Raw genomic sequence first — 22,312 nt, forward strand, 5'->3', positions numbered from 1 at the left:
CAGGGTGCGGGCGCAGCGGCTCTTCTGCGCCGACAGGGGGCATTGAGATGCGGATCGCGCGAGAAGTCAATGGAGACGGCGCGACGAACTGATGGACCGTCAGCTTCCTGGTCCCGTACAGAAACTGACGGCCCGTGTGCTCAGTTCCCGACCGCTATCAGTCGAACACGAACGGTCCCGGCAACTGCGTCGAGCTCGTCGTACAGGTGACGGTGATCCCGAAGACCACCATCTTCAGGGAGCCCCCGAGGAAGTTCAGCGAGTCACCGGAGGCCACGGTCCCGTTGAGCGGTCCGACGGTGATCGGGGAGCCGACCGGCATGAGCGGGTTCACGCTGCCGGTGAAGACCCTGACGGGTCCGGTGGAGTTCGCCATCGTGAGCGTCGAGGCGATGCTGTTCGCGTTGATCTGGATCGGCGCGGTGACCGCGGTCGAGGTGAAGGTGATGGTGGCCGAGGTACCGCTCTGGGTGGCCGTGAGGGTGGCGGCTCCGCCGCCGAACAGACCGCAGCTCGCGGTGACGGTCGCCGTCGTCGGTGCGACGGCGACGGCAGACGGCGCGAGCGCCAGCCCGGTGACCGCGAGGGCCCCGGCCAGCAGTGCCGCACCTGATCCGATTCGTTTGCCTCTCATGGAGTTTCCGGCTCCTTCTTTGCTGTGGGGAGACGGACGGCCGAGACGGAACGGTGGGTGCGGACACCAGTGCCGGTGGGGGGTGAATCTGACGGCCCGTCGGATTTACGGTCCCATTGATGCGTGGGGGACGGGAGGAAGGCAAGGTTGAAAACCGGCCGAAGTGCGGCCGGTGCGGATGTGACTGCGTGAGACGGGCGGGAGGGTGGGAGGCGGGGGGGTCAGGGAGGCGGAGCCCGTCTGGTGCGTCAGCCGGTGGAAACGGTGAGTCGTACAGTCCCGTCCAGCGAAGCGACGTGCACGGGAGTCCCCGCGCCCCCCAGATCCCGTACGACGCTCAGATCACCCTCGCGAACCGCCTCCGCCGAGGTCACGACGGCCGCCGCCTCGAGCGACTCCGCCCCGGAAGCCACCGCCATCGCCACCGCCGTCTGCAACGCGCTCAGGTGCAGCGACGGCAGATCCACCGTCACGGCGACATAGGTACGGCCCGTCTCGTCCCGCACGGCAGCCCCCTCGGGCACACCGTTGCGAGCCCGCGCGGAACGGGCCAGGGTGACGATCTTGCGGTCCTCGGGGTCGAGCGCGTTGCTGTCGGTCATTCCCCGAGCATACGAAAAAAGGAACGGGCGAATAAGCCAGTGAATTTTTCACCCATACGTCCTCTTTTACTCGCCTATATCCCCGAGGAGGATCACACAGGTCTCGCCCGCCCCTTCCCCGAAACGAACGGGAGCCGCCGTGGCCACCATCGCCGCCAAGCCGATGCCGATCGCCCAGCTGATGGAGACCCCACACCCCAAGCGCGACCTGGCCTGGATCGAGGCCGGCCTGCAGTCCGCCATCGCCCTGGAACTGGCGACGCTGCCGCCCTACCTGTGCGGCATGTGGTCCATCAAGACCGAGGACTCCGAGGCCGAGAGGCTGATCACGAACATCGTCCACGACGAGATGTTCCACATGGGCATGGTGTGCAACATGATGTCCGCGATCGGCGGAACGCCGTACATCATCGCCGCGGCCCCCATGTACCCGGGCAAGCTGCCGGGCAACGTCCGGCCCCAGATCGACGTGTACCTCCAGGGGCTCACCCAGCAGTACGTCCGTGACGTGTTCATGGAAATTGAGATGCCCGAAAACCCGCTCGCGCCCCTCTACGAGGAGTGGGTCACGATCGGCAAGTTCTACGACGCGCTGCGGGAGGCGTTCAAGACGGTCAACCCGGCCATCGTCGCGGGCCATCAGCTGGCGAAGCAGATCGGCGACAACATGCTGCCGGTGTTCTCGAACGTCGCCGACATCGTGAAGGCGATCGACGTGATCAAGGAACAGGGCGAGGGCACCGGCCACGGGCCCGAAGACCCCACCCTCCCCAAGGACGGGAAAGGCCTGGGCCCGCTGGCCCACTACTACAGCTTCGGGGAGATCTGGAAGGGGCGGAGGCTGGCCCCCTCGCCCACCGGGCCCATGCCGTTCGACTGGATCGGCGAGCCGGTTCCCTTCCCCGAGACGCGCCCCATGGGCAGGCTCAAGACCGAGCGCTGGCCCGACCCTTCGGCGAACGTGCAGAAGCTCCTCAACGCGTTCAACGAGAAGTACACCGAGATGCTCGGCCACCTGGAACAGGCATGGCACAACGGAGACGACGCCGCGCTCGGCCGTTCCGTCGGTGCGATGTTCGGCCTGAAGTCGCGCGCCCACGCGTTGATGAACGAGCCCCTGCCCGGCGACGACAGCCACCGCTACGGCCCCGAGTTCCTCATCCGCTTCCCCGGCGACGACCAGGGCTGAGCCGGAGTCAGGCCCGGTCGAGTCGCAGTCGCTCGGCCCTCGGCAGGCCGGCGACGACCAGGTCGTACGAGTCCTCGACGAGCTCCCTGACCAGGCGGTCGGGGAGCTCGCCCTCGACGGTCACCGTGTTCCAGTGCCGCTTGTTCATGTGATAGCCGGGGGCGATCAGCCCCGGGTGCTCGGCGCGCAGCCGCACCGCGTCGTCCGGGTCGCACTTGAGGTTGACCTTCAGCGGCCGGTCGTCCAGCCAGCTCAGCGCGAACACCTTCCCCAGGACCTTGAAGACCGAGATCTCCGGCCGGAACGGGAAGTCCTCCTCGGCCGCGTTGAACGACAGGCAGAACGCGCGCAGCTCCTCGGACGTCACTCGGACCCGTCCTCCCTCGGCGGGTCGGCCGGGTCCACCGGCTCCACCAGCACCGTCACGATCTTGTTCCGGCGGCCGGCCGCGGCCTCCGCCGTCAGCCGCAGCTTGCGCCCGTCGGGCAGTTCGACCTCGGACGACGCCCCCGCGATCGGCACCCGGCCCAGCGCCTTGGCGAGCAGCCCGCCGACGGTCTCCACGTCCTCGTCGTCGTACTCCTCCAGCCCGTACAGCTCGCCGAGGTCGGTGATGTCGAGGCGGGCGGTGACCCGGTACCGGTCGTCGCCGAGCTCCTCCACGGGCGGCAGCTCACGGTCGTACTCGTCGGTGATCTCGCCGACGATCTCCTCGAGGATGTCCTCGATGGTGACGATGCCGGCCGTGCCGCCGTACTCGTCGATCACGACGGCGACGTGGTTGCGCTCCTGCTGCATCTCGCGCAGCAGGTCACCGGCGTTCTTGGTGTCCGGGACGAACGCGGCGGGCCGCATCGCCGTCGACACCAGCTCGCTCTCCGCATCACGACTGATGTGCGTCTTGCGGACCAGGTCCTTCAGATACACGATCCCCACGATGTCGTCCTCGCTCTCCCCGCTCACGGGTATGCGGGAGAAACCGGAGCGCAGGGCGAGGGTGAGCGCCTGCCGGATGGTCTTGTACCGCTCGATCACCACCAGATCGGTCCGCGGGACCATGACCTCCCGTACGAGGGTGTCGCCCAGCTCGAAGACCGAGTGCACCATGCGGCGCTCGTCGTCCTCGATCAGCGACTCCTTCTCGGCGAGGTCGACCAGCGCGCGCAGCTCCGCCTCGGAGGCGAAGGGGCCGCGGCGGAAGCCCTTGCCGGGCGTGAGCGCGTTGCCGATGAGGATCAGCAGCGAGGGGATCGGGCCCATGATCCGGGCCAGCGGCAGCAGCACGTACGCGGCCGCCGTCGCCGTGTTCAGCGGATGCTGGCGGCCGATGGTGCGCGGGGAGACGCCCACGGCGACATACGACACCAGGACCATCACGCCGATCGCGGCGAACAGCGCCGGGGTCGTGCCGTCGATCTCCTTCAGACAGGCGTAGGTGACCAGCGCGGCGGCCGCCATCTCGCAGGCGACGCGGACCAGCAGCGCCACGTTGAGATAGCGGGTCGGGTCGGCGGCGATCTGCGCGAGCTTGGCGCTGCCGCGCCGGCCGGACCGCACGGCCTCCTCGGCGCGGAAGCTGGAGACGCGCGCGAGGCCCGCCTCCGCACAGGCGGCGAGCCAGGCGACGACGACCAGGGCGATCGCACCGGAGACGAGGGTGATGCTCATGACACGGTCGGTGCCGGCGAAGGCCCGGTCATGCCCTTCTCACCCCGCCATCCGTCCACGATGGCCGCCTGCAGGCCGAACATCTCGGCCTTCTCGTCGGCCTCCTCGTGGTCGTACCCGAGCAGGTGCAGCACCCCGTGGACGGTGAGCAGTTGAAGCTCCTCGTCCATGGAGTGCTGCGTGGGCGCTTCCTTGCCCTGCCGCTCGGCGACCTCCGGACACAGCACGATGTCGCCGAGCAGCCCCTGCGGAGGCTCTTCGTCGTCCTTCGACGGCGGCCTCAGCTCGTCCATCGGGAAGGACATGACATCGGTCGGCCCCGGCAGATCCATCCACTGGATGTGCAGCTGCTCCATGGCGTCGGCGTCCACGACGATCACCGAGAGCTCGGAGAGCGGGTGGATGCGCATCCGCGCGAGCGCGTAGCGGGCGATGTCGAGGATCGCCTGCTCGTCGACCTCGGTTCCGGACTCGTTGTTGACGTCGATCGACATGGTGCTGGCTTGTCTACTTCCGCTTGTTCCGGCCGCCCTTGTGGGTGCCGTTCTCCGTACCGTTCTCGCTGTCGTACTTCTCGTACGCGTCGACGATACGGCCGACCAGCTTGTGCCGGACGACATCCTGGGACGACAACCGCGAGAAGTGGACGTCGTCCAGCCCCTCCAGGATCTCCTGCACCTGCCGCAGCCCCGACTTGGTCCCGTTCGGCAGGTCCACCTGCGTCACGTCACCCGTGATCACGATCTTCGACTCGAACCCGAGCCGCGTCAGGAACATCTTCATCTGCTCGGGCGAGGTGTTCTGAGCCTCGTCCAGAATGATGAAGGCGTCATTGAGCGTGTTGTGCGTCAGCAGGTAGTCCGTGGTGACGTAGAGGGAGTCCTCGGCAGCCACCTGGATGCAGACGGTCTCCTCCCGGCCGGCCGGCTCGATCGAGTCGATGAACCGCATCGGGCGTCCGCCGCCTCCGGCCGCGAGGTACTTGTCGCGCTTGCGGGCGAGACGGAAGGGCTCGATGCCTTCGGGGAGACGGATGTCGACGATGTGGGCGTCGCGGCGGTGCGCGACTTCCCGGCCGTTCGCAAGGCTCGGTTCGCGGCCCTCGGCCGGCCTGCGGCGGGTGTACGCGACTCCGCCCAGCGACTGCACGAGCGCGATCACGTCGTCGCGTAGCAGCATCGACGTCGTCGTGTACTGGATCCGGCAGGTGCGGTCCTTCTGCGTGACGGGACCACCGTCGGAGTCGAGCAGCCCCTGAAGGACGGCCAGTCGCACTTCGGCCGCGTTGTACAGGTAGTCGTCGGGGACGAACTTGGTGTGCGAGCGGGTGCGCAGCAGGTCCAGTTCGCGCAGGACCCGCGTGACGGGGTTCTCCAAGGTGACCACGTCACCCGGGGACTTGATCCGGTTGAGGACGTAGTCGGGTCCGCTCTTGTGGCGCACCGCGACGCCGGGAAGCGCGCCTTCCAGCGCTTGGGCCAGCTCCGGGTCCTCCGTCGCGAAGGACGGTGTCGTGGAACCGGTGAGGCACCCGTCGCCCAGCAGCAGCCCCAGCGCGTACGGGTCCATGGGGACCTCACGCTCGGGGAAGCACACCGGCGCCGTGAGCATCGGCAGCTCATACCGGCGTGCGTGGGCCGCGCGCAGGTTGCCGATCATCTCCCGGGTCTCCAGGACCCGCCACGGCTTGTCGCGACGCTTGTCGTCTCGCGTCCTGACCGTCCACAGGTGCTCGCCGCAGCACAGAGTCCAGGAACCGTCCTGGGCCGTGACGCGGTAGATGTCCTTCTCACCCTGCGGGTAAACGCCGAGGACCGGGGTCGGCTCGCCGTTCGAGCCGATGACCAGGTCACCGACCTGAAGACCACCGATGGGCCGCCAACCGTCGGGTGTAAGGACATTGGTGAAGGTCGGGTGGGCCCTACCCCTCATATACGCCAGCGGCGCGACCTCGATCGTGCCCGAGGCCATCAGCTTCGGGATCGAGTCCGGGTCGAGCATGTCGTGCAGGGCGTCGTACAGGGGGCGCAGGTACGGGTCGATCTTTTCGTAGAGGGTGCCGGGGAGGAAGCCGAGGCGTTCGCCGGCCTCCACCGCGGGGCGGGTCAGGATGATGCGGGTGACCTGCTTGGACTGGAGGGCCTGGACCGCCTTGGCCATGGCCAGGTAGGTCTTGCCGGTGCCCGCGGGACCGATGCCGAAGACGATCGTGTGCTTGTCGATCGCGTCGACGTACCGCTTCTGGTTGAGGGTCTTGGGGCGGATCGTGCGGCCTCGCGAGGACAGGATGTTCTGTGTGAGCACTTCGGCCGGGGTCTCCTGGCCGTCGCTCGTCCCGTTCTCGCTCGCTCGCAGCATGGCGATCGAGCGTTCCACTGCGTCCTCCGTCATCGGCTGCCCGGTGCGGAGCACCAGCATCATCTCGTCGAACAGGCGCTGGATGAGGGCGACTTCCCGTGGTTCGCCGACTGCGCTGATCTCATTTCCCCGGACGTGGATGTCAGCCGCCGGGAAGGCCGTCTCTATCACGCGCAGGAGGGAGTCTCCGGATCCCAGCACGGTCACCATGGGGTGCTGGGCGGGAACGGTGAACTGTGCTCTCGCCTTGCCCTGCGCGGGCGTGTGAGCTGTGGGTGTCTGAGTCATAGGCCGGCCCGAGGGCCTCTACGTCCTCCCGGATGCGTCTCGCCTGCCACGAGGGCGGCCTGGCGAGTTCAAGGGTACGCCAGGGCACTGACAACGCCGTAGGGCTTTTCCCCCGTGCCACCGTGGGGCTTTTGCCCGTGCCGTGCGTGCCCGTACGGCTATGCCGTGCGTGCCCGTGCGGCTATGCCGAGCGGCCGAAACCGATCGTCGGGACCGCTCTGCGCAGCGGCCACGGGGTGGCCTCCTCGGCCGCCGGGACCAGTCCTTCCAGGAACGCGTACCGGCGCAGCGCCTCGGGGTCCTGGCCCTCGACCGACTGGACCCTGCGCCACCAGGCCGCGAGCTCGCACCAGCCGGGGGCGGAGAGCGAGCCGCCGAACTCCTGGACGGAGAGGGCTGCCGTGAGGCCGGCGAAGGCGAGGCGGTCGGCGAGCGGCCAGCCGGCCAGGGTGCCGGTGACGAAGCCGGCCACGAAGACGTCCCCGGCGCCGGTGGGGTCGAGGGCCTCGACGGCGATGGCCGGGACCTCGGCGCTCTCGCCCGTCGCCCGGTCCACCGCGTACGCGCCCTCCGCACCGAGCGTCACGACCGCGAGCGGCACGTGTTCGGTGAGGGCGTGGGCGGCGGCCCGGGGGCAGGTCGCGCCGGTGTAGTTCATGGCCTCCTCCGCGTTGGGCAGGAAGGCCTCGCAGTGCTCCAGGTCGGCGAGGCCGGCCAGGTCCCAGGCGCCGGTGTCGTCCCAGCCGACGTCGGCGAAGATGCGGGTGCCGCGGCGGGCGGCCTGCTCGATCCAGGGGGCGCGCCTGCCGGGGGTGAGGGAGGCGACGGCGGCGCGGGCGGGCGGCGGGCTGTCGGGGGCCCCGTCCGGGACGAGCGCGGCCTCGGGGGGTGGTTCGTGCCCGTGGGAGACCATCGTCCGCTCTCCCTCGTAGGCCATGGAGACGGTGACCGGGGAGTGCCAGCCGGGGACCGAGCGGGAGGTGCTGAGGTCGATGCCCTCGCCCTGTTCGAGGGCGTCCCAGCAGTACTCGCCGTAGTGGTCGTCGCCGAAGGCCGCCGCGAGGGAGGTGCGCAGGCCCAGGCGGGCCAGGGCGGTGGCCATGTTGGCGACGCCGCCGGGGCTCGACCCCATGCCGCGCGCCCAGGACTCGGTCCCGCGCACGGGGGCGGAGTCGAGCCCGGTGAAGATGATGTCGAGGAAGACGGTGCCGGTGAGGTAGACGTCCCACGGCGGATCGTCTGGGGTGCGGCAGGCGGCCAGGGGGTCGACCCAGGCGGCGGCCCGGGCGTCCACCCGGGCTGCGGCCTGCCGGATCCGGAGACTCTGGCCGGCCTTCCCGGCCTGGCTCGTCTGGCCGGCCCCGGCGGGCTGGCGGTGGCGTCCCTCTCCGGTGGACGCGTTGGACGCGGTCACGGTGCGCTCCCTGACGTGGTGCCGATCTGGCCAGTGTGCACCACGCCACCGACAGCCCGCCGTGCGTCACACGCACACCGGGGCGCTCAGCCGCCGCGACCTCCCCCTGGAGAGTGAAGCGCGGCTACCAGCGCGGCACGGCCGGGGTGACCCAGTCAGGGTCGGCGACGCGCATCGCCGCCGCGTCGTCGCGTTCGCGGAGGGCGCCGTCGTCTTCGAGCCAGCGTCGGTGCAGGACCGCGAGTCTGTCGTGGTCGAGTTCGACGCCGAGGCCCGGCGCGTCCGAGACGGTGACCTTGCCGTCGTCGAAGGTCAGCCGTTCGGTGAGGACGTCCTCCGACTGCCAGGGGTAGTGGGAGTCGCAGGCGTGGTGGAGGTCCGGGACGGTGGACGCCACATGGGTCATCGCGGCCAGCGAGATGCCCAGATGGGTGTTGGAGTGCATGGAGATCGCGACGCCGAACGTCCGGCAGATCGCGGCGAGTTGCTGCGTGTTGCGCAGCCCGCCCCAGTAGTGGTGGTCGGAGAGGACGACCTGGACGGCGTCCCGCGTGAACGCCTCCTTGATCTCGGCGAACGTGGTCACGCACATGTTGGTGGCCAGCGGCACCCCGGTCCGCGCGGAGACCTCGGCCATCGCGGGCGTACCGAGCGCGGGGTCCTCCAGGTACTCCAGGACGTCCCCGATCTCCTCGGCGACCTTCAGCGAAGTCGCCACGCTCCAGGCCCCGTTGGGGTCGAGCCGCAGCGGATGCCCGGGGAAGGCCTCGGCGAGCGCCCGGATCGCGGCGATCTCCTCGTCCGGCGGGAAGACCCCGCCCTTGAGCTTGAACGAAGTGAAGCCGTACCGCTCCTTGAAGAGCCGCGCCTGCTCGACGACCCCGGCCGGGTCGATCGCGGCACCCCAGTCGTCCTTCTCGCCGACCACGCCCTCGGGGTGGTCGGCCCACTTGTAGAAGAGGTAGGCGCTGTACTCGACGGCGTCGCGGACCTTGCCGCCGAGCAGCGCGTGCACGGGCAGGCCGAGCGCCTTGCCGAGGGCGTCGAGGCAGGCGACCTCGAAGGCGGAGACGACGGACAGCCGCAGCTTGTCGGCGGTCTGGACGCCGCGCAGTCCGCCGACGTCCACCTGGCCTGAGATCCGGGAGCTGTCGACGGCCACCTCGTCGGCGATCGTGAACAGCCCGTTCAGGTCGCTGACCTGACGACCGGTCAGCTTGTCGGCGAAGGGGCGGGCCAGTTCGAGGTACTTGGTGTCGCCGTACGTCTCGCCGAGGCCCGTGACGCCGTCGGCGGTCACCACCTCCACGATCAGTCGGGGGGTGTACGGCTGGTGCACGCCCTGGGTGTTGAGCAGGGGCGGGTCGGCGACCAGGATCGGGGTCAGGCGGACTTCGGCGATCGTGAGGTTCACAGGGCGGCTCCTACGAGGTCGAGGCCGGTGGTGAGCAGGGCTTTCAGCTGGGCGAGGTCGGCGTCCGACGGGTCGGTGAGCGGGGCGCGCACGGGTCCGACCGGGCGGCCGCGCAGCCGGGCCGCCGCCTTGACCAGCGACACGGCGTAGCCGGGGACGCGGTCGCGGAGTTCGACGAGCGGGACGTAGAAATCGCGCAGCAGCTTCTCGACCGTGCCGTCGCCGCCGTCGCGGCCGTCCTTCAGCGCGGTGAAGAAGGCGTTCGCGATCTCCGGGGCGAAGGCGTGGACGGCGGAGGAGTAGGCGGGGACGCCGACGGTCGCGTAGGCGCGCGCCTGGATCTCGGCGGTGGCGGCGCCGTTGAAGAACAGGAAGCCCTCGGGGGCGGCGAGCGTGAGGCGCTGGAGGCGGTCGAGGTCGCTGTGGCCGTCCTTGAGGCCGATGACGGTCGGGATGGCCGCGATGCGCCGCAACGAGGCTGCGGTGAAGGCGACCTGGCCGCGCTGGTAGGCGATGAGCGGGAGCCGGGTGCGCTCCGCGATGTGCTCCAGCTGGGCGACCAGGCCGTCCTGCGGGGCGGCGACCAGGTAGTGCGGGAGGACGAGGAGCGCGTCGGCGCCGGCCTCCTCCGCGATGCGGGCGAAGCGGGCGGCCTGCGCCCAGCCGTAGCCGATGCCGGCGACGACGGGGAGGCGGCCGGCCGCCTCCTCGACGGCGATGGTCACGACCCGGCGGTACTCGTCCTCGTCCAGGGAGAAGAACTCGCCGGTCCCGCAGGCGGGGAAGACGGCGCCGGGGGCGGTGGCGATCTGGGCCGCGACGTGTGCGCGGAAGCCGTCGGGGTCGAGGGAGCCGTCGGCGTGGAAGCTCGTGAGCGGGAACGAGAGCACGCCTTGTGCCATGCCCTCCCGCAGGCGTCGGACCGTGTCCCTGTCGAGGCTCACTCTCAGCCATCTCCCCATGTAGATGTTATCCACGTATGAAGATGAAGGTTAGATATGCGAACCGCCGTCGTCAATGGCTACGCTCAGCGCATGTCAGAGACAGGAGGCGTCCGGGAAGTGAAGTCGGCCGCGCGCACGGTCGAACTGCTCGAACTGCTCGCCGCGCGGGGCGACCGGCCGGCCCGACTACAGGAGCTGGCGGACGAGCTCGGCGTGCCGCGCAGCTCGATGTACGCGCTGTTGCAGACCCTGATCGACCGGGGCTGGGTCCGCACGGACATCACCGGCTCGCTCTACGGCATCGGCATCCACGCCCTGCTGACCGGCACCGGCTACCTCGACTCCGACCCGCGCGTCCGGCTGGTGCGGCCCTGTCTCGACGAGGCCTCCGAGGCCCTGGGCGAGACCATCCACCTCGGGCGACTGGACGGCCGGGGCGTGGCGTATCTGGCCACGCGCGAGTCGCACGAATACCTGCGCACGATCAGCCGGGTCGGGCGACGACTGCCGGCACACGTCGGCGCGCTCGGCAAGGCGCTGCTGGCGGAGCGGCCGGACGAGGAACTGCCGGAGGGCCCGTACGAGGCGCTGACCCCCAGATCGCACACCACCCGGGAGGCGCTGCTCGCCGACCTCGCCGAGGTGCGGGCGCGGGGGTACTCCGTGGACCGCGAGGAGGGCGTGACCGGCATCGTCGGCTTCGGCTTCGCACTGCGTTACGACACTCCCGCGCAGGACGCGATCAGCTGCTCGGTGCCGGTGGCGCGGCTGACGCCGTCGCACGAGGAGCGGATCGTGGCGGTGATGCGGGAGGCCAGGGCGAAGATCGAGGCGACGGCGTCGGCGACGGGTGCGGGCGGGGCCGTGAACTGGCGTTAGAGGCACGGCCTACGACTCCCTGCCGGCGGCGGGCGCGGTGGACGCGGGCACGGAAGCCGGACTGGACAAGCCCTTCACCCCCATCACCACCGAGGCCCTCGCCCAGACCCAGCCGGACGTCATCCTGATGACGACCAAGGGCCTGGACTCGGTCGGCGGCCTCGACGGCCTCCTCCAGATCCCCGGCATCGCCCAGACCCCGGCGGGCCTGAACCGCAGGGTCGTCGACCTGGAGGACGGCGTGCTGCTGAGCTTCGGCCCGCGCACGCCCCTCGTCATCGACATCCTGGTGGACCGGATCCACCAGGCCTGACCCCCGACCGGCGGGCTCAGAAGGTGTAGGCGTCGACCTCGGCGAGATACCGGGACCGCCGCTCCTCGTCGTCCTCCAGGAAGGAGGCGACGAAGGAGTTGCGGGCCAGTTCGCGCAGCCGCTCCTCGGTCAGTCCGAGGGCGGTGCGCACGGCGTCGAAGTTGTCGCCCGCGTAGCCGCCGAAGTAGGCGGGGTCGTCGGAGTTGACCGTGCACAGCAGCCCGGCGTCGAGCATCGCGGGCAGCGGGTGGTCGGCGAGGACGTCGACGGTCCGCAGCCGTACGTTGGACAGCGGGCACAGCGTCAGCGGGATCCGCTCCCGCACCAGCCGCTCGACCAGCGCCGGGTCCTCCATGCACCGCAGCCCGTGGTCGACGCGCTCCACGCCGAGGACGTCGAGGGCCTGCGTGATGTACTCCGGCGGTCCCTCCTCACCGGCGTGCGCGACCCGCCGCAGCCCGAGCGCGGCCGCGGCCTCGTACACCTCGCGGAACTTCACCGGCGGGTGCCCGACCTCCGCGGAGTCCAGGCCGACGCCGGTGATCCGGTCGAGGTAGGGCTTGGCGGCCTCCAGCGTCTCGAGCTCGGACTCGGCGGATTCGTCGCGCAGGAAGCAGAGGATGAGGCGGGTGGAGATGCCGTGGTCGGCCTCGCTCCTGCCCAGCGCCCGCCACAGCCCCTCGACCACGGTGCCCATGTCCACGCCCCGGGCGAGGTGGGCCTGCGGGTCGAAGAAGATCTCCGCGTGCCGCACGCCCTGCGCGGCGGCGCGGGCCAGGTAGGCGTCGGCGAGGTCCTCGAAGTCCCGCTCGGTGCGCAGGACCGCCATCAGCTCGTAGTACAGGTTCAGGAAGGACTGCAGGTCGTCGAAGGCGTATGCCTTGCGGAGCGCTTCCGTGCCGGCGTAGGGCAGCGCCACCCCGTTGCGGGCGGCGAGCTCGAAGGCCAGCTCCGGCTCCAGGGTGCCTTCGATGTGCAGGTGCAGTTCAGCTTTGGGGAGGGACATCAAGGCATCGTACGGCTGCTCCCGCTCGGATTCCGCCTTGCGATGTCTGCGCCGATCACCCCCGCTGACCTGCTTTTCTGCTGGGGGTCCGGGGCTCGTCCCCGGAACGGTGCACTATCGGCGTTTCGGAACCGGCACTCGCAGCAGGTCGTGCGCCACGGTCAGCTCGCCGTCGAACCCGGCCGCCCGAGCCTGCCGCTCGAATTCGTCGGGATCCGTGTAACGCTGGCTGAAGTGGGTGAGGACGAGGTGCCGCACGCCGCCGTCACGCGCGACCCGAGCAGCCTGACCTGCCGTCAGATGTCCGTGGTCGACGGCGAGTTGTTCGTCCTCGTCGAGGAAGGTCGACTCGATGACGAGCATGTCGGCGCCGTCGGCGAGCGTGTGCACGCCCGCGCAGAGCCGGGTGTCCATGACGAACGCGAACCGCTGTCCGCGGCGCACCTCGCTGACGTCGTCGAGACAGACGTCGCCGAGGGAGCCCTCCCGCTGGAGCCGGCCGACGTCCGGCCCCTTGATGCCGTGCTCGGCGAGCCGCTCGGGCAGCATGCGGCGGCCGTCGGGCTCGACGATCCGGTAGCCGTAGGACTCGACCGGGTGCGAGAGCCTGGCGGCTTCGAGGCGGTAGGAAGGGGTGGTGGCGAGGAGTCCGTCCGCGTCGACCGGGGCCTCGGTGATGCCGACGGTCTCGCGGTAGGCGGTGGAGTAGCGCAGCCGCTCGAAGAACCGCTGCCCGGAACGCGGGTAGTGCGCGGTGACCGGGTGCGGGACCTGGTCCAGGTTGATGCGCTGGATGACGCCGGCGAGGCCGAGGGAGTGGTCGCCGTGGAAGTGGGTGACGCAGATCCGGTCGAGGTCGTGCGCGGCGACCCCGGCGCGCAGCATCTGGCGCTGGGTGCCCTCGCCGGGATCGAAGAGGATGCCCTCGCTGTCCCACCTCAGCAGGTAGCCGTTGTGGTTGCGGTGCCGGGTGGGGACCTGGCTGGCGGTGCCGAGGACCACGAGTTCGCGTACGGACACGGCGACCTATCCGGGGGGCCAGTGCAGACCGCGGCCGCCGAGGACGTGCGCGTGCGCGTGGAACACGGTCTGGCCCGCGCCGGCGCCGGTGTTGAAGACGATGCGGTAGCTCTCCAGCTTGTCCTCGTCGGCGACGGTCTGGGCCTCGCGCAGGACGTCCGCGGCGATGGTCGGCTCGGCGGCGGCGAGATCGGCGGCGGTCGGGTAGTGCGCCTTCGGGATCACCAGGACGTGGGTGGGCGCCTGGGGGTTGATGTCCCGGAACGCGACGGTCGTCTCCGTCTCACGGACGATCGTCGCGGGAATGTGCCCCTCGGCGATCTTGCAGAACAGACAGTCGTCCTGCGGTTCCCCTGCCATTCGGTCCCCTCGGTAGTGCGGGTGAGTGTGCGCATCGTATCGCCGTCGGGTGCGGGTCACTCGTGGTTGATCGCACCCCGCGGCGGAGCCGCATACCGATACAGCCCCGCGCCCCTCAGGTGGGCATGCCGGGCGGCGTTTTCGCCGGTCGCTCCTCCAGGGCCGCCAGCGCCAGGCGTACCGCCTCGTCCAGTTGCACGTCCCGCTGCGCCGCGTAGTCCTGCGGAGCGCAGACCACCTCGACGTCCGGGTCGACGCCGTGGTTCTCGACGCCCCAGCCGTAACCCTCCAGCCAGATCGCGTACTTGGGCTGTGTGATCAGCGTTCCGTCGACCAACCGGTACCGGCTGTCGATCCCGATCGTCCCGCCCCACGTGCGGGTGCCGACCACCGGCCCGATCCCGAGCGCCTTGATCGCCGCGTTGACGATGTCCCCGTCCGACCCGGAGAACTCGTTGGCGACGGCGACGACCGGCCCCCGGGGCGCGTCCTCCGGATAGCTGGACGCCCGCATCCCGCGCGGCACGTCCCATCCGACGATCCGCCGCGCGAGCTTCTCGACGACCAGTTGCGAGGTGTGGCCGCCGCGGTTCTCCCGGACGTCCACGATCAGCCCCTCCCGCGCCACCTCGACCCGCAGGTCACGGTGGATCTGTGCCCACCCCGGCGCCTGCATGTCGGGCACGTGCAGATACCCCAGCCGCCCGCCCGACGCCTCGTGCACATACGCCCGCCGGTCCGCGACCCACGCGTGGTAGCGCAGCGCCTCCTCGTCCGCGACCGGGACGACCACCGCGTGTCTCGGCTCGCCCCCGCCGGACGGCGAGATCGTCAGCTCGACGACCTTGCCCGCCGTCCCGACGAGCAGCGGTCCGGGCCCGGTGACCGGGTCCACCGGCTGGCCGCCGACGGCGACGACCGCGTCCCCCGCGCGCACCGCGACGCCCGGTGCGGCGAGCGGGGAGCGGGCGTCGGGGTCGGAGGTCTCCGAGGGCAGCACGCGGTCGATGCGCCAACTGCCGTCCTCATGACGGGAGACGTCCGCGCCCAGCAGCCCCTGCCGGGCGCCGCCCCGGCCGCCGCGCGGCATGACGTAGGCGTGCGAGGTGCCGAGTTCGCCGTGCACCTCCCACAGCAGGTCGACGAGGTCGTCGTGGGTCGCGACCCGATCGAGCACGGGCCGGTAGCGGTCGAGGACGCCGTCCCAGTCGACGCCGCCGAGATCCGGCCGCCAGAAGTTGTCCCGCATGATCCGGCCGGTCTCGTCGTACATCTGCCGCCACTCCGCGGCCGGGTCGACGATGCGGCGGATCCGGCTGAGGTCGACGGTGATGTTGCTGTCGCTGTCCTCGTCGCCGGAGGCGCGCCGGTCGCTGGGGACGACCTTGAGCTTGCCGTCGGTCCACAGCAGCAGCCGTTTGCCGTCGCCGCTGACCTCGAAGCCGTCGGCGTCGGCGCAGAGGTGTTCGAGGCGCTGCTGGGCGAGGTCGTAGCGCTCCAGCTCGGTGTCGGGATCGGGGTCGTCCGGGGTGGCGCGGGAGGCGCCGAGGACACCGCGCACGGGGTGCCGCAGCCACAGCACGCCGTCCTTCGCCGCGGCCAGCCCGGAGTAGCGGCCGGCCTCGACGGGGAAGGGCACTATCCGGTCGGCGAGGCCCTCCAGGTCGATCCGGGTGGTCGGGGTGCCCTCGCTGTCGGGCGTCTCCTCCTTCTCCGGCGCCTCGAACGGCTTGCCGTGCCGCTGCGGGCCGAAGGGGGACGGCGTCGTCGCCGCGAGGGTGATGAGGTGCGGGCGGGCGCCGGCCACGAAGGAGAGGTCGAAGGCGTGCTGGTCGTAGACCGGGTCGAAGGCGCGGGTGGAGAGGAACGCGAGGTGCTTGCCGTCGAGGGTGAACGTGGGCGCGTAGTCGCGGAAGCGCAGCGGGGTCGCCTCGGTGACCGACAGGTCGGTGACGCCTGCGAGCTTGAGCTGGCTGAGCGGGCGCGGCCCGGGGTGCGACCAGGCCAGCCATGCCGAGTCCGGCGAGAAGACCAGGTCGCACACCTCGCCGTCGGGGCTGCTGTCGACCTCGCGGACCTCTCCGGTCTCCCGCTCGACGAGCAGCAGCCGTCCGTCGTGCGCCGCGACGGCGGCGCGGCTGCCGTCGGGCGCCATGGCGAGCTCCAGGACCCGCCCGAGCCGTCCGGCGGCGAGCCGGCGCGGGGTGGCGCCGGGGACCGGACCGGTGGCCGGGGCGAACTCCAGCGCGTCCTCGCCCTCCGCGTCCGTCACCCACACGGCCCACTCCTCGCCCTCCGTGCGGAAGGTGCGCGGCAGCCTGGCCCGGACGCCGGGTTCGGCGGCGAGCGCGCGGGCGGGTCCGGCGCGGTGGGTGACCCAGTGGACGGCTCCGCGCACCTCCACGGCGCTGCCGCGCGCGGTGTGGTCGGGGGCGGCCCCGCCCAGCCAGCGGGCGGCGGTCACCGGGTAGGGGCGCCGGTCGGTGCGCTGGCCGCCGAGGCGGACGTCGAGGCGGCGGGGTTCGGCGCCGTCCAGATCGTCCAGCAGCCACAGCTCACCCGCGGACATGTACACGACCCGCGTGCCGTCACCGGCGGCCTGCCGGGCGTAAAAACCGTCGAGAGGTGTGTGGCGGCGCAGGTCGGAGCCGTCGGCGAGCGACGAGTACAGGGCGCCCGTGCCCTCGTGGTCGGACAGGAACGCGATCCGGTCCCCCGCCCACACCGGGTACTCGATGTTGCCGTCCAGCTCCTGGTGCAGCCGGACGAACCCGCCGTCGCCGTCCCGGTCGATCCACAGCTTGCCCGCCGTGCCGCCCCGGTAGCGCTTCCAGTGGGCGGCCTCGCGGCCCATCGGCGCGGACAGCAGCACGGTGTGCGGCCCGTACGCGACGCCGCCGACGGGCCCGTACGGCAGGGTCGTCGGCGGTCCGCCGTCCACCGGGACGGCGCGGGCCCAACTGCGGCGCAGGGTGGCCTGGTCGTGGGTGCTGACGGCGAGGACCCGGCCCTCCGGGGTCCAGCCGCGCACCCGGGTCTGCCAACTCCCCCAGTACGTCAGCCGGGTCGACGGGCCTCCGTCCACGGGGGCGATGTGCACCTCGGGGGCGCCGTCCCGGGTGGAGGTCCAGGCGACGGTGGTGCCGTCGGGCGAGATGCGCGGGAGGGAGACCGGCATGTTGTCGGCGCTGACCCGCCAGGCGCGGCCGCCGTCGAGGGGCGCGAGCCACACGTCGTCCTCGGCGGCGAAGGCCACCAACTCGCCGTGCAGGTGCGGGAATCTGAGATACGCAGCAGGCGTCGCGGACTGTGTCACCGGATCACTGTATGCAACGGCGAGCCCGCTGGTCAGGGGTTTCGATCACTTACCTGTGCCATTGTCGCCATCGCGGACGGTCTCGGTGACCGTCACCGTCACGGTGACCGTCGGCCGGGCGCCGGGCTGCGCGGAGCCGGACGGTTTGACGGGCGACGGCGTCGCGGACTTGCAGTCGCCGAGCCCGGTCACCCGGAACACCTGTTTCTTCCCCACGACGGCGGTCAGGTCCCCGCGCACACACGCCCCGTCGACCGCCCGGGCGACCTCGCCGGTGACGGTGATGTCCCGTCCGTCGCCGGTCTTCCCCCGGCAGTCGACGGAGGCGACGGTCCCCGCCTTGTCCGGGTCCTTGTACTGGGCCGTGCAGGTCAGCCAGCGCACGTCCACGTCCCGCCGCCCGAGTTCGGCCGTCGCCGCCTCGTCGGTGGTGTACGCCACCGACATGCTGCTCAGCCCGCCCGGATCACAGGCCACCACGCCCCCCGCCGACACGACGGCGCCCACGAGAAGCAAAATCCGCCTCAATGCCCCCATGGAGGGCAGCGTGCCACTCGACCGGGCGGCGCGGTAGCCCGTATGCGGCCACGCTCGGGACCGCGCTCACGGTCGGCAGGTCAGGACCAGCGGCCGGTTCTGCCCAGGATCAGGGCCGCGGCCGCCGTGCCGGCGGTCGAGGTGCGCAGGACGCTCCGCCCGAGCCGGTACGCCTTCGCGCCCGCCTCCTCGAAGAGCGCCAACTCATCGGGCGACACGCCCCCTTCGGGGCCCACGACGACCACGATCTCGCCCTCGGTGGGGAGTTGGGCGAGGGCGAGGGGCTCGCTGCGGTAGTCGCGGTCCTCGTGCAGGACGGCGGCGAAGTCGGCCCGCGCCAGAAGTGCCGCCACCTGCTTGCTCGTCGCGGCCTCGGCGACCTCGGGGAAGCGCACCCGGCGGGACTGCTTGCCGGCCTCGCGGGCGGTGGCCCGCCACTTGGCGAGCGCCTTCGCCCCGCGCTCCCCCTTCCACTGCGTGATGCAGCGCGCGGCCGCCCACGGCACGATCGCGTCGACGCCGGTCTCGGTCATCGTCTCGACGGCCAGCTCACCCCGGTCGCCCTTGGGCAGGGCCTGGACGACGGTGATCCGGGGCGCTTCGACGGCCTCCTCGATCACCTCTGCCAGGCGCACGACCAGCCGGTCCTTGCCCTCGGCGGCGACGACCTCGCCCTGCGCCCAGCGTCCGGCGCCGTCGGTCAGGACGACCTCCTCGCCGGCCCGCAGCCGCTTCACGGAGACGGCGTGCCGGCCCTCGGGACCGTCCAGCACGAACTCGGCGCGGCCGGCGGGCAGTTCGTCCACGACGAAGACGGGCGCGGTCATCGGTCGCCGCCGTCCAGGTCCGCCGGAGCGTCCACTGCGAGCTCCGACAACGCTGTCCGGGCCTCGACGAGTTCGGACAGCAGGACCTCCACCAGCTGCCCGGCGGGCAGTTCGCGGGCCAGCCGGTGGCCCTGGCCCGCCCACAGGGCCATGCCCTGCGCGTCGCCCGCCTTGGCGGCCGCCTTGCGCAGCGGCGAGGTGAGGTGGTGCACCTCCGGGTAGGCGGCGGGCGCGTACGGCCCGTGCTCGCGCAGGAAGCGGTTGACCAGGCCGCGGGCCGGGCGGCCGGAGAAGGCGCGGGTCAGCTCGGTGCGGACGAACAGGGGGTTGGTCAGCGCCTGCTTGTGCACGGCGTGCGCGCCGGACTCGGGCGTGGCGAGGAACGCGGTGCCCAGCTGGGCCGCGCTCGCGCCGGCCGCGAGGACCGCGGCGATCTGGCTGCCGCGCATGAGGCCGCCCGCGGCGACGATCGGCAGGCCGACGGACGCGCGGACCTGGGCGACCAGGGAGAGCAGGCCGATGCCGGCGCGGTCGTTCTCCGGGTTGTCCCGGTGGGTGCCCTGGTGGCCGCCGGCCTCGACGCCCTGCACGATCACCGCGTCGGCGCCGGCCCGCTCCACGGCGAGGGCCTCGTCGACGGTGGTCGCGGTGACCAGGGTGAACGTTCCCGCGCGGCGCAGGGAGTCCAGCGCCTCGCGGCTCGGGACGCCGAAGTGGAACGACACCACCGGCACGGGGTTGTCGAGCAGCACGGCGAGCTTGGCGTCGTAGCCGTCGTCACGGCCGCTGTCGGGGTCGCCGAGCTCGGTCTCGTACCAGGCGGCCTCACCGGCCAGCTGATGGGCGTAGACCTCGACGGCGCCAGAAGGGGGCGCGGCGTTGGCCGCTCCGGTGGAGCCGGTGCTCGCACCGGGATACTCGGGCTGCGGCATGAAGAGGTTCACGCCGAAGGGGCGGCCGGTGAGACTCCGCAGTTGCTTGATCTCCTGGTACATGCCGTCGGCCGTCTTGTATCCGGCGGCGAGGAACCCGAGCCCGCCCGCCTCGGCCACGGCCGCGACGAGCTGCGGGACGGAGACACCGCCCGCCATCGGGGCCTGCACGATCGGATGCGGGAAGAGATCGGTCAGTGCGGAGGACATGACGGCATGTTGTCACGTCCTCCGAACAAGTCCGAATCCGGCCGTCCAACGGCATAGGCCACCGGCATGCGTGCCGGTGGCCCGTACCCTTCGGTCGTCTTTCGGCCATCTTTCAGTCGCCCTGCGGCGGCCTCCGCCCGGGGCTCAGCGCCCGTTGAAGGCGTCCTTCAGCCGCGAGAACAAGCCTTGCTGCCCGGGCTGGAACTGACCCGTGGGCCGCTCCTCGCCGCGCAGCTTCGCGAACTCGCGCAGCAGCCGCTCCTGCTCGGGATCGAGCTTGCTCGGCGTCTGCACCTCGACGTGCACGATGAGATCGCCGCGCCCGCCGCCCCGCAGATGCGTGACGCCCCGGCCGTGCAGCGGGATCGACTGGCCGGACTGGGTGCCGGGCCGGATGTCGACCTCCTCCAGACCGTCCAGCGTCTCCAGGGGCACCTTCGTGCCGAGCGCGGCCGCCGTCATCGGGAGCGTGACCGTGCAGTGCAGGTCGTCGCCGCGGCGCTGGAACATCGCGTGCGGCAGCTCGTGGATCTCCACGTACAGGTCGCCGGCGGGACCGCCGCCGGGGCCGACCTCGCCCTCGCCCGCCAGCTGGATCCGGGTGCCGTTGTCGACACCGGCCGGGATCTTCACCGTGAGCGTGCGACGGGAGCGGACGCGGCCGTCACCGGCGCACTCCGGGCAGGGCGTGGGAACCACGGTTCCGAAGCCCTGGCACTGCGGACACGGCCGCGAGGTCATGACCTGGCCCAGGAAGGACCGCGTGACCTGCGACACCTCACCGCGACCGCGGCACATGTCACACGTCTGGGCGGTCGTGCCCGGCGCCGCGCCCTCACCGCTGCAGGTGGTGCAGACGATCGCCGTGTCGACCTGGATGTCCTTCGTCGTGCCGAAGGCGGCCTCCTCGAGGTCGACCTCCAGCCGGATCATCGCGTCCTGGCCGCGCCGGGTGCGCGAACGCGGCCCGCGCTGCGACGCCGTCCCGAAGAACGCGTCCATGATGTCCGAGAAGTTGCCGAAGCCACCGGCCCCGAAGCCGCCCGCGGCTCCGCCGCCCGCCTGGGACAGCGGGTCGCCGCCGAGGTCGTAGACCTGCTTCTTCTGCGGGTCCGACAACACCTCGTAAGCGGCGTTGATCTCCTTGAACCGCTCCTGGGTCTTCGGATCCGGGTTGACGTCCGGGTGCAGCTCGCGCGCGAGCCGCCGGAAGGCCTTCTTGATCTCTTCCTGCGACGCGTCGCGGCGCACGCCGAGGACGGCGTAGTAGTCCGTGGCCACTCAGGACTCCGCCAGGATCTGTCCGACGTACCGTGCCACCGCTCGTACCGCTCCCATCGTTCCCGGGTAATCCATGCGGGTCGGTCCGACCACGCCGAGTTTGGCGACTGCCTCGCCGCCCGAACCGTAGCCGACCGACACCACCGAAGTGGAGTTGAGTCCCTCATAGGCGTTCTCGTGACCGATGCGTACGGTCATGCCCGAATCCCCCGCCTCGCCAAGGAGTTTGAGGAGCACGACCTGCTCCTCCAGGGCCTCCAGGACGGGGCGGATGGTGAGGGGAAAGTCATGTCCGAAGCGGGTGAGATTGGCGGTGCCGCCGATCATCAGCCGCTCCTCGTTCTCCTCGACGAGCGTCTCCAGCAGGGTGGAGAGCACCGTCGTGACCGTGCCGCGGTCCTCCGCCTCGAAGGCTTCCGGCAGGTCCTCCACCAGCCGCGGCACATCCGCGAACCGGCGGCCCGCGACCCGGCTGTTGAGCCGCGCGCGTAGATCCGCCAAAGACGTCTCCCCGAAGGGCGCCGGGCAGTCCACGAGCCGCTGCTCGACCCGCCCGGTGTCCGTGATCAGCACGAGCATCAGCCGGGCCGGCGCGAGGAGAAGCAGTTCCACGTGCCGCACGGTGGACCGGGTCAGCGACGGGTACTGCACGACCGCGACCTGCCGGGTGAGCTGCGCGAGCAGCCGAACGGTCCGGGCCACCACGTCGTCGAGGTCGACGGCGCCGTCGAGGAAGTTCTGGATGGCCCGGCGCTCCGGGCCGGTCATCGGCTTGACGCCGGCCAGCTTGTCGACGAACAGCCGGTAGCCCTTGTCCGTGGGGATCCGCCCGGCACTGGTGTGCGGCTGGGCGATGAACCCCTCGTCCTCCAGGGCGGCCATGTCGTTGCGGACCGTCGCCGGGGACACGCCGAGGTTGTGCCGCTCGGTGAGCGCCTTGGAACCGACCGGCTCCTCGGTGCCGACGTAGTCCTGGACGATGGCGCGCAGCACCTGGAGCCTGCGTTCACTCAGCAACCGCGCACACCTCCAGAAGTCGTCCCCAGTCCCCTGGGCGCCTGTCCTGACACCTGCCCTGACACTGTCCCTGGCACTCGTCACATCCGAGTGCCAGCGTTCC

At 71.3% G+C, this 22,312-nt stretch carries 20 protein-coding genes and 1 pseudogene; 3 read left to right on the top strand and 18 right to left on the bottom strand.

Annotation, left to right across the window (positions count from 1 at the left end):
• Positions 1 to 157: 157 nt before the first annotated feature.
• Both AB0J04_RS13245 and AB0J04_RS13250 read right to left on the bottom strand, forming a co-directional pair.
• Entirely contained in the window at positions 158 to 634 is a 477-nt protein-coding gene (locus tag AB0J04_RS13245) for a hypothetical protein (protein WP_363168478.1), read from the bottom strand.
• Positions 635 to 882: 248 nt separating this feature from the next.
• Positions 883 to 1,236: a cytidine deaminase gene (locus tag AB0J04_RS13250; RefSeq protein ID WP_363168479.1), complete on the bottom strand. Its 354-nt coding sequence runs from the start codon at positions 1,234 to 1,236 to the stop codon at positions 883 to 885.
• Positions 1,237 to 1,375: 139 nt separating this feature from the next.
• On the opposite strand from AB0J04_RS13250, the gene AB0J04_RS13255 reads away from it, so the two are divergent.
• Positions 1,376 to 2,425: a ferritin-like protein gene (locus tag AB0J04_RS13255; RefSeq protein ID WP_363168480.1), complete on the top strand. Its 1,050-nt coding sequence runs from the start codon at positions 1,376 to 1,378 to the stop codon at positions 2,423 to 2,425.
• A 7-nt stretch (positions 2,426 to 2,432) separates the two neighbouring features.
• Here AB0J04_RS13255 and AB0J04_RS13260 read toward each other — a convergent pair whose 3' ends face one another.
• From AB0J04_RS13260 to AB0J04_RS13290, 7 genes are all read right to left on the bottom strand, one after another.
• The gene (locus tag AB0J04_RS13260) at positions 2,433 to 2,792 is read right to left on the bottom strand and encodes an MmcQ/YjbR family DNA-binding protein (RefSeq protein WP_363168481.1); all 360 of its coding nucleotides are present in this window, start codon (positions 2,790 to 2,792) and stop codon (positions 2,433 to 2,435) included.
• Entirely contained in the window at positions 2,789 to 4,093 is a 1,305-nt protein-coding gene (locus AB0J04_RS13265) for a hemolysin family protein (RefSeq protein WP_363168482.1), read from the bottom strand. Before AB0J04_RS13265 ends, AB0J04_RS13260 begins: the two co-directional genes overlap by 4 nt.
• Positions 4,090 to 4,587 carry an rRNA maturation RNase YbeY gene (gene ybeY / locus AB0J04_RS13270; protein ID WP_363168483.1) on the bottom strand — a complete coding sequence of 166 codons (498 nt, stop codon included), beginning with the start codon at positions 4,585 to 4,587 and terminating at the stop codon, positions 4,090 to 4,092. The genes AB0J04_RS13265 and ybeY overlap by 4 nt, the downstream gene beginning before the upstream one ends.
• Before the next feature lie 13 nt (positions 4,588 to 4,600).
• Positions 4,601 to 6,739 (bottom strand): PhoH family protein, encoded by a 2,139-nt coding sequence (locus tag AB0J04_RS13275; protein WP_363168484.1) that lies wholly within the window; start codon positions 6,737 to 6,739, stop codon positions 4,601 to 4,603.
• A 181-nt stretch (positions 6,740 to 6,920) separates the two neighbouring features.
• Positions 6,921 to 8,054: a PfkB family carbohydrate kinase gene (locus AB0J04_RS13280; RefSeq protein WP_363168540.1), complete on the bottom strand. Its 1,134-nt coding sequence runs from the start codon at positions 8,052 to 8,054 to the stop codon at positions 6,921 to 6,923.
• A 223-nt stretch (positions 8,055 to 8,277) separates the two neighbouring features.
• A complete protein-coding gene (locus AB0J04_RS13285) occupies positions 8,278 to 9,567 on the bottom strand; it encodes a glucarate dehydratase family protein (RefSeq protein WP_363168485.1) in 1,290 nt (429 codons plus the stop codon).
• A complete protein-coding gene (locus AB0J04_RS13290) occupies positions 9,564 to 10,511 on the bottom strand; it encodes a 5-dehydro-4-deoxyglucarate dehydratase (protein ID WP_363168486.1) in 948 nt (315 codons plus the stop codon). Before AB0J04_RS13290 ends, AB0J04_RS13285 begins: the two co-directional genes overlap by 4 nt.
• A gap of 90 nt (positions 10,512 to 10,601) precedes the next feature.
• Here AB0J04_RS13290 and AB0J04_RS13295 point away from each other — a divergent pair, with 90 nt between their 5' ends.
• Both AB0J04_RS13295 and AB0J04_RS13300 read left to right on the top strand, forming a co-directional pair.
• A complete protein-coding gene (locus AB0J04_RS13295; RefSeq protein ID WP_363168487.1) occupies positions 10,602 to 11,390 on the top strand; it encodes an IclR family transcriptional regulator in 789 nt (262 codons plus the stop codon).
• Positions 11,391 to 11,409: 19 nt separating this feature from the next.
• A pseudogene (locus tag AB0J04_RS13300) lies at positions 11,410 to 11,703 on the top strand (ABC transporter substrate-binding protein); the annotation flags it as partial.
• Between the two features lie 16 nt (positions 11,704 to 11,719).
• On the opposite strand, the gene AB0J04_RS13305 reads toward AB0J04_RS13300, so the two are convergent.
• The 9 genes from AB0J04_RS13305 to hrcA form a co-directional block, all read right to left on the bottom strand.
• The gene (locus tag AB0J04_RS13305) at positions 11,720 to 12,709 is read right to left on the bottom strand and encodes an adenosine deaminase (RefSeq protein WP_363168488.1); all 990 of its coding nucleotides are present in this window, start codon (positions 12,707 to 12,709) and stop codon (positions 11,720 to 11,722) included.
• A gap of 114 nt (positions 12,710 to 12,823) precedes the next feature.
• Entirely contained in the window at positions 12,824 to 13,729 is a 906-nt protein-coding gene (locus AB0J04_RS13310; protein ID WP_363168489.1) for a ribonuclease Z, read from the bottom strand.
• Positions 13,730 to 13,735: 6 nt separating this feature from the next.
• Positions 13,736 to 14,089 (bottom strand): histidine triad nucleotide-binding protein, encoded by a 354-nt coding sequence (locus tag AB0J04_RS13315; RefSeq protein WP_363168490.1) that lies wholly within the window; start codon positions 14,087 to 14,089, stop codon positions 13,736 to 13,738.
• Between the two features lie 115 nt (positions 14,090 to 14,204).
• On the bottom strand, positions 14,205 to 17,405 hold the full coding sequence (locus AB0J04_RS13320) for a S41 family peptidase (protein ID WP_363168491.1): 3,201 nt from the start codon (positions 17,403 to 17,405) through the stop codon (positions 14,205 to 14,207).
• 45 nt (positions 17,406 to 17,450) lie between these two features.
• Positions 17,451 to 17,942: a hypothetical protein gene (locus AB0J04_RS13325; RefSeq protein ID WP_363168492.1), complete on the bottom strand. Its 492-nt coding sequence runs from the start codon at positions 17,940 to 17,942 to the stop codon at positions 17,451 to 17,453.
• 80 nt (positions 17,943 to 18,022) lie between these two features.
• Positions 18,023 to 18,769: a 16S rRNA (uracil(1498)-N(3))-methyltransferase gene (locus AB0J04_RS13330; RefSeq protein ID WP_363168493.1), complete on the bottom strand. Its 747-nt coding sequence runs from the start codon at positions 18,767 to 18,769 to the stop codon at positions 18,023 to 18,025.
• Positions 18,766 to 19,911, bottom strand: coding sequence for a nitronate monooxygenase (locus tag AB0J04_RS13335; RefSeq protein WP_363168494.1), 1,146 nt, complete (start codon positions 19,909 to 19,911; stop codon positions 18,766 to 18,768). The genes AB0J04_RS13330 and AB0J04_RS13335 overlap by 4 nt, the downstream gene beginning before the upstream one ends.
• 144 nt (positions 19,912 to 20,055) lie before the next feature.
• Positions 20,056 to 21,192, bottom strand: a complete 1,137-nt coding sequence (dnaJ, locus tag AB0J04_RS13340; RefSeq protein WP_363168495.1) for a molecular chaperone DnaJ — start codon at positions 21,190 to 21,192, stop codon at positions 20,056 to 20,058.
• Positions 21,193 to 22,209: a heat-inducible transcriptional repressor HrcA gene (hrcA, locus tag AB0J04_RS13345; protein WP_363168496.1), complete on the bottom strand. Its 1,017-nt coding sequence runs from the start codon at positions 22,207 to 22,209 to the stop codon at positions 21,193 to 21,195.
• Positions 22,210 to 22,312: the final 103 nt, after the last annotated feature.

This window comes from Streptomyces sp. NPDC050263 (assembly GCF_040655955.1).
Classification (GTDB): Bacteria; Actinomycetota; Actinomycetes; order Streptomycetales; family Streptomycetaceae; genus Streptomyces.

Excerpts from the sequence above, each read along its gene's own strand:
- AB0J04_RS13245 (WP_363168478.1), bottom strand. The coding sequence starts at position 634 with ATGAGAGGCAAACGAATCGGATCAGGTGCGGCACTGCTGGCCGGGGCC.
- AB0J04_RS13250 (WP_363168479.1), bottom strand. The coding sequence starts at position 1,236 with ATGACCGACAGCAACGCGCTCGACCCCGAGGACCGCAAGATCGTCACC.
- AB0J04_RS13265 (WP_363168482.1), bottom strand. The coding sequence starts at position 4,093 with ATGAGCATCACCCTCGTCTCCGGTGCGATCGCCCTGGTCGTCGTCGCC.
- ybeY (WP_363168483.1), bottom strand. The coding sequence starts at position 4,587 with ATGTCGATCGACGTCAACAACGAGTCCGGAACCGAGGTCGACGAGCAG.
- AB0J04_RS13275 (WP_363168484.1), bottom strand. The coding sequence starts at position 6,739 with ATGACTCAGACACCCACAGCTCACACGCCCGCGCAGGGCAAGGCGAGA.
- AB0J04_RS13295 (WP_363168487.1), top strand. The coding sequence starts at position 10,602 with ATGTCAGAGACAGGAGGCGTCCGGGAAGTGAAGTCGGCCGCGCGCACG.
- AB0J04_RS13305 (WP_363168488.1), bottom strand. The coding sequence starts at position 12,709 with ATGTCCCTCCCCAAAGCTGAACTGCACCTGCACATCGAAGGCACCCTG.
- AB0J04_RS13315 (WP_363168490.1), bottom strand. The coding sequence starts at position 14,089 with ATGGCAGGGGAACCGCAGGACGACTGTCTGTTCTGCAAGATCGCCGAG.
- AB0J04_RS13325 (WP_363168492.1), bottom strand. The coding sequence starts at position 17,942 with ATGGGGGCATTGAGGCGGATTTTGCTTCTCGTGGGCGCCGTCGTGTCG.
- AB0J04_RS13330 (WP_363168493.1), bottom strand. The coding sequence starts at position 18,769 with ATGACCGCGCCCGTCTTCGTCGTGGACGAACTGCCCGCCGGCCGCGCC.
- AB0J04_RS13335 (WP_363168494.1), bottom strand. The coding sequence starts at position 19,911 with ATGTCCTCCGCACTGACCGATCTCTTCCCGCATCCGATCGTGCAGGCC.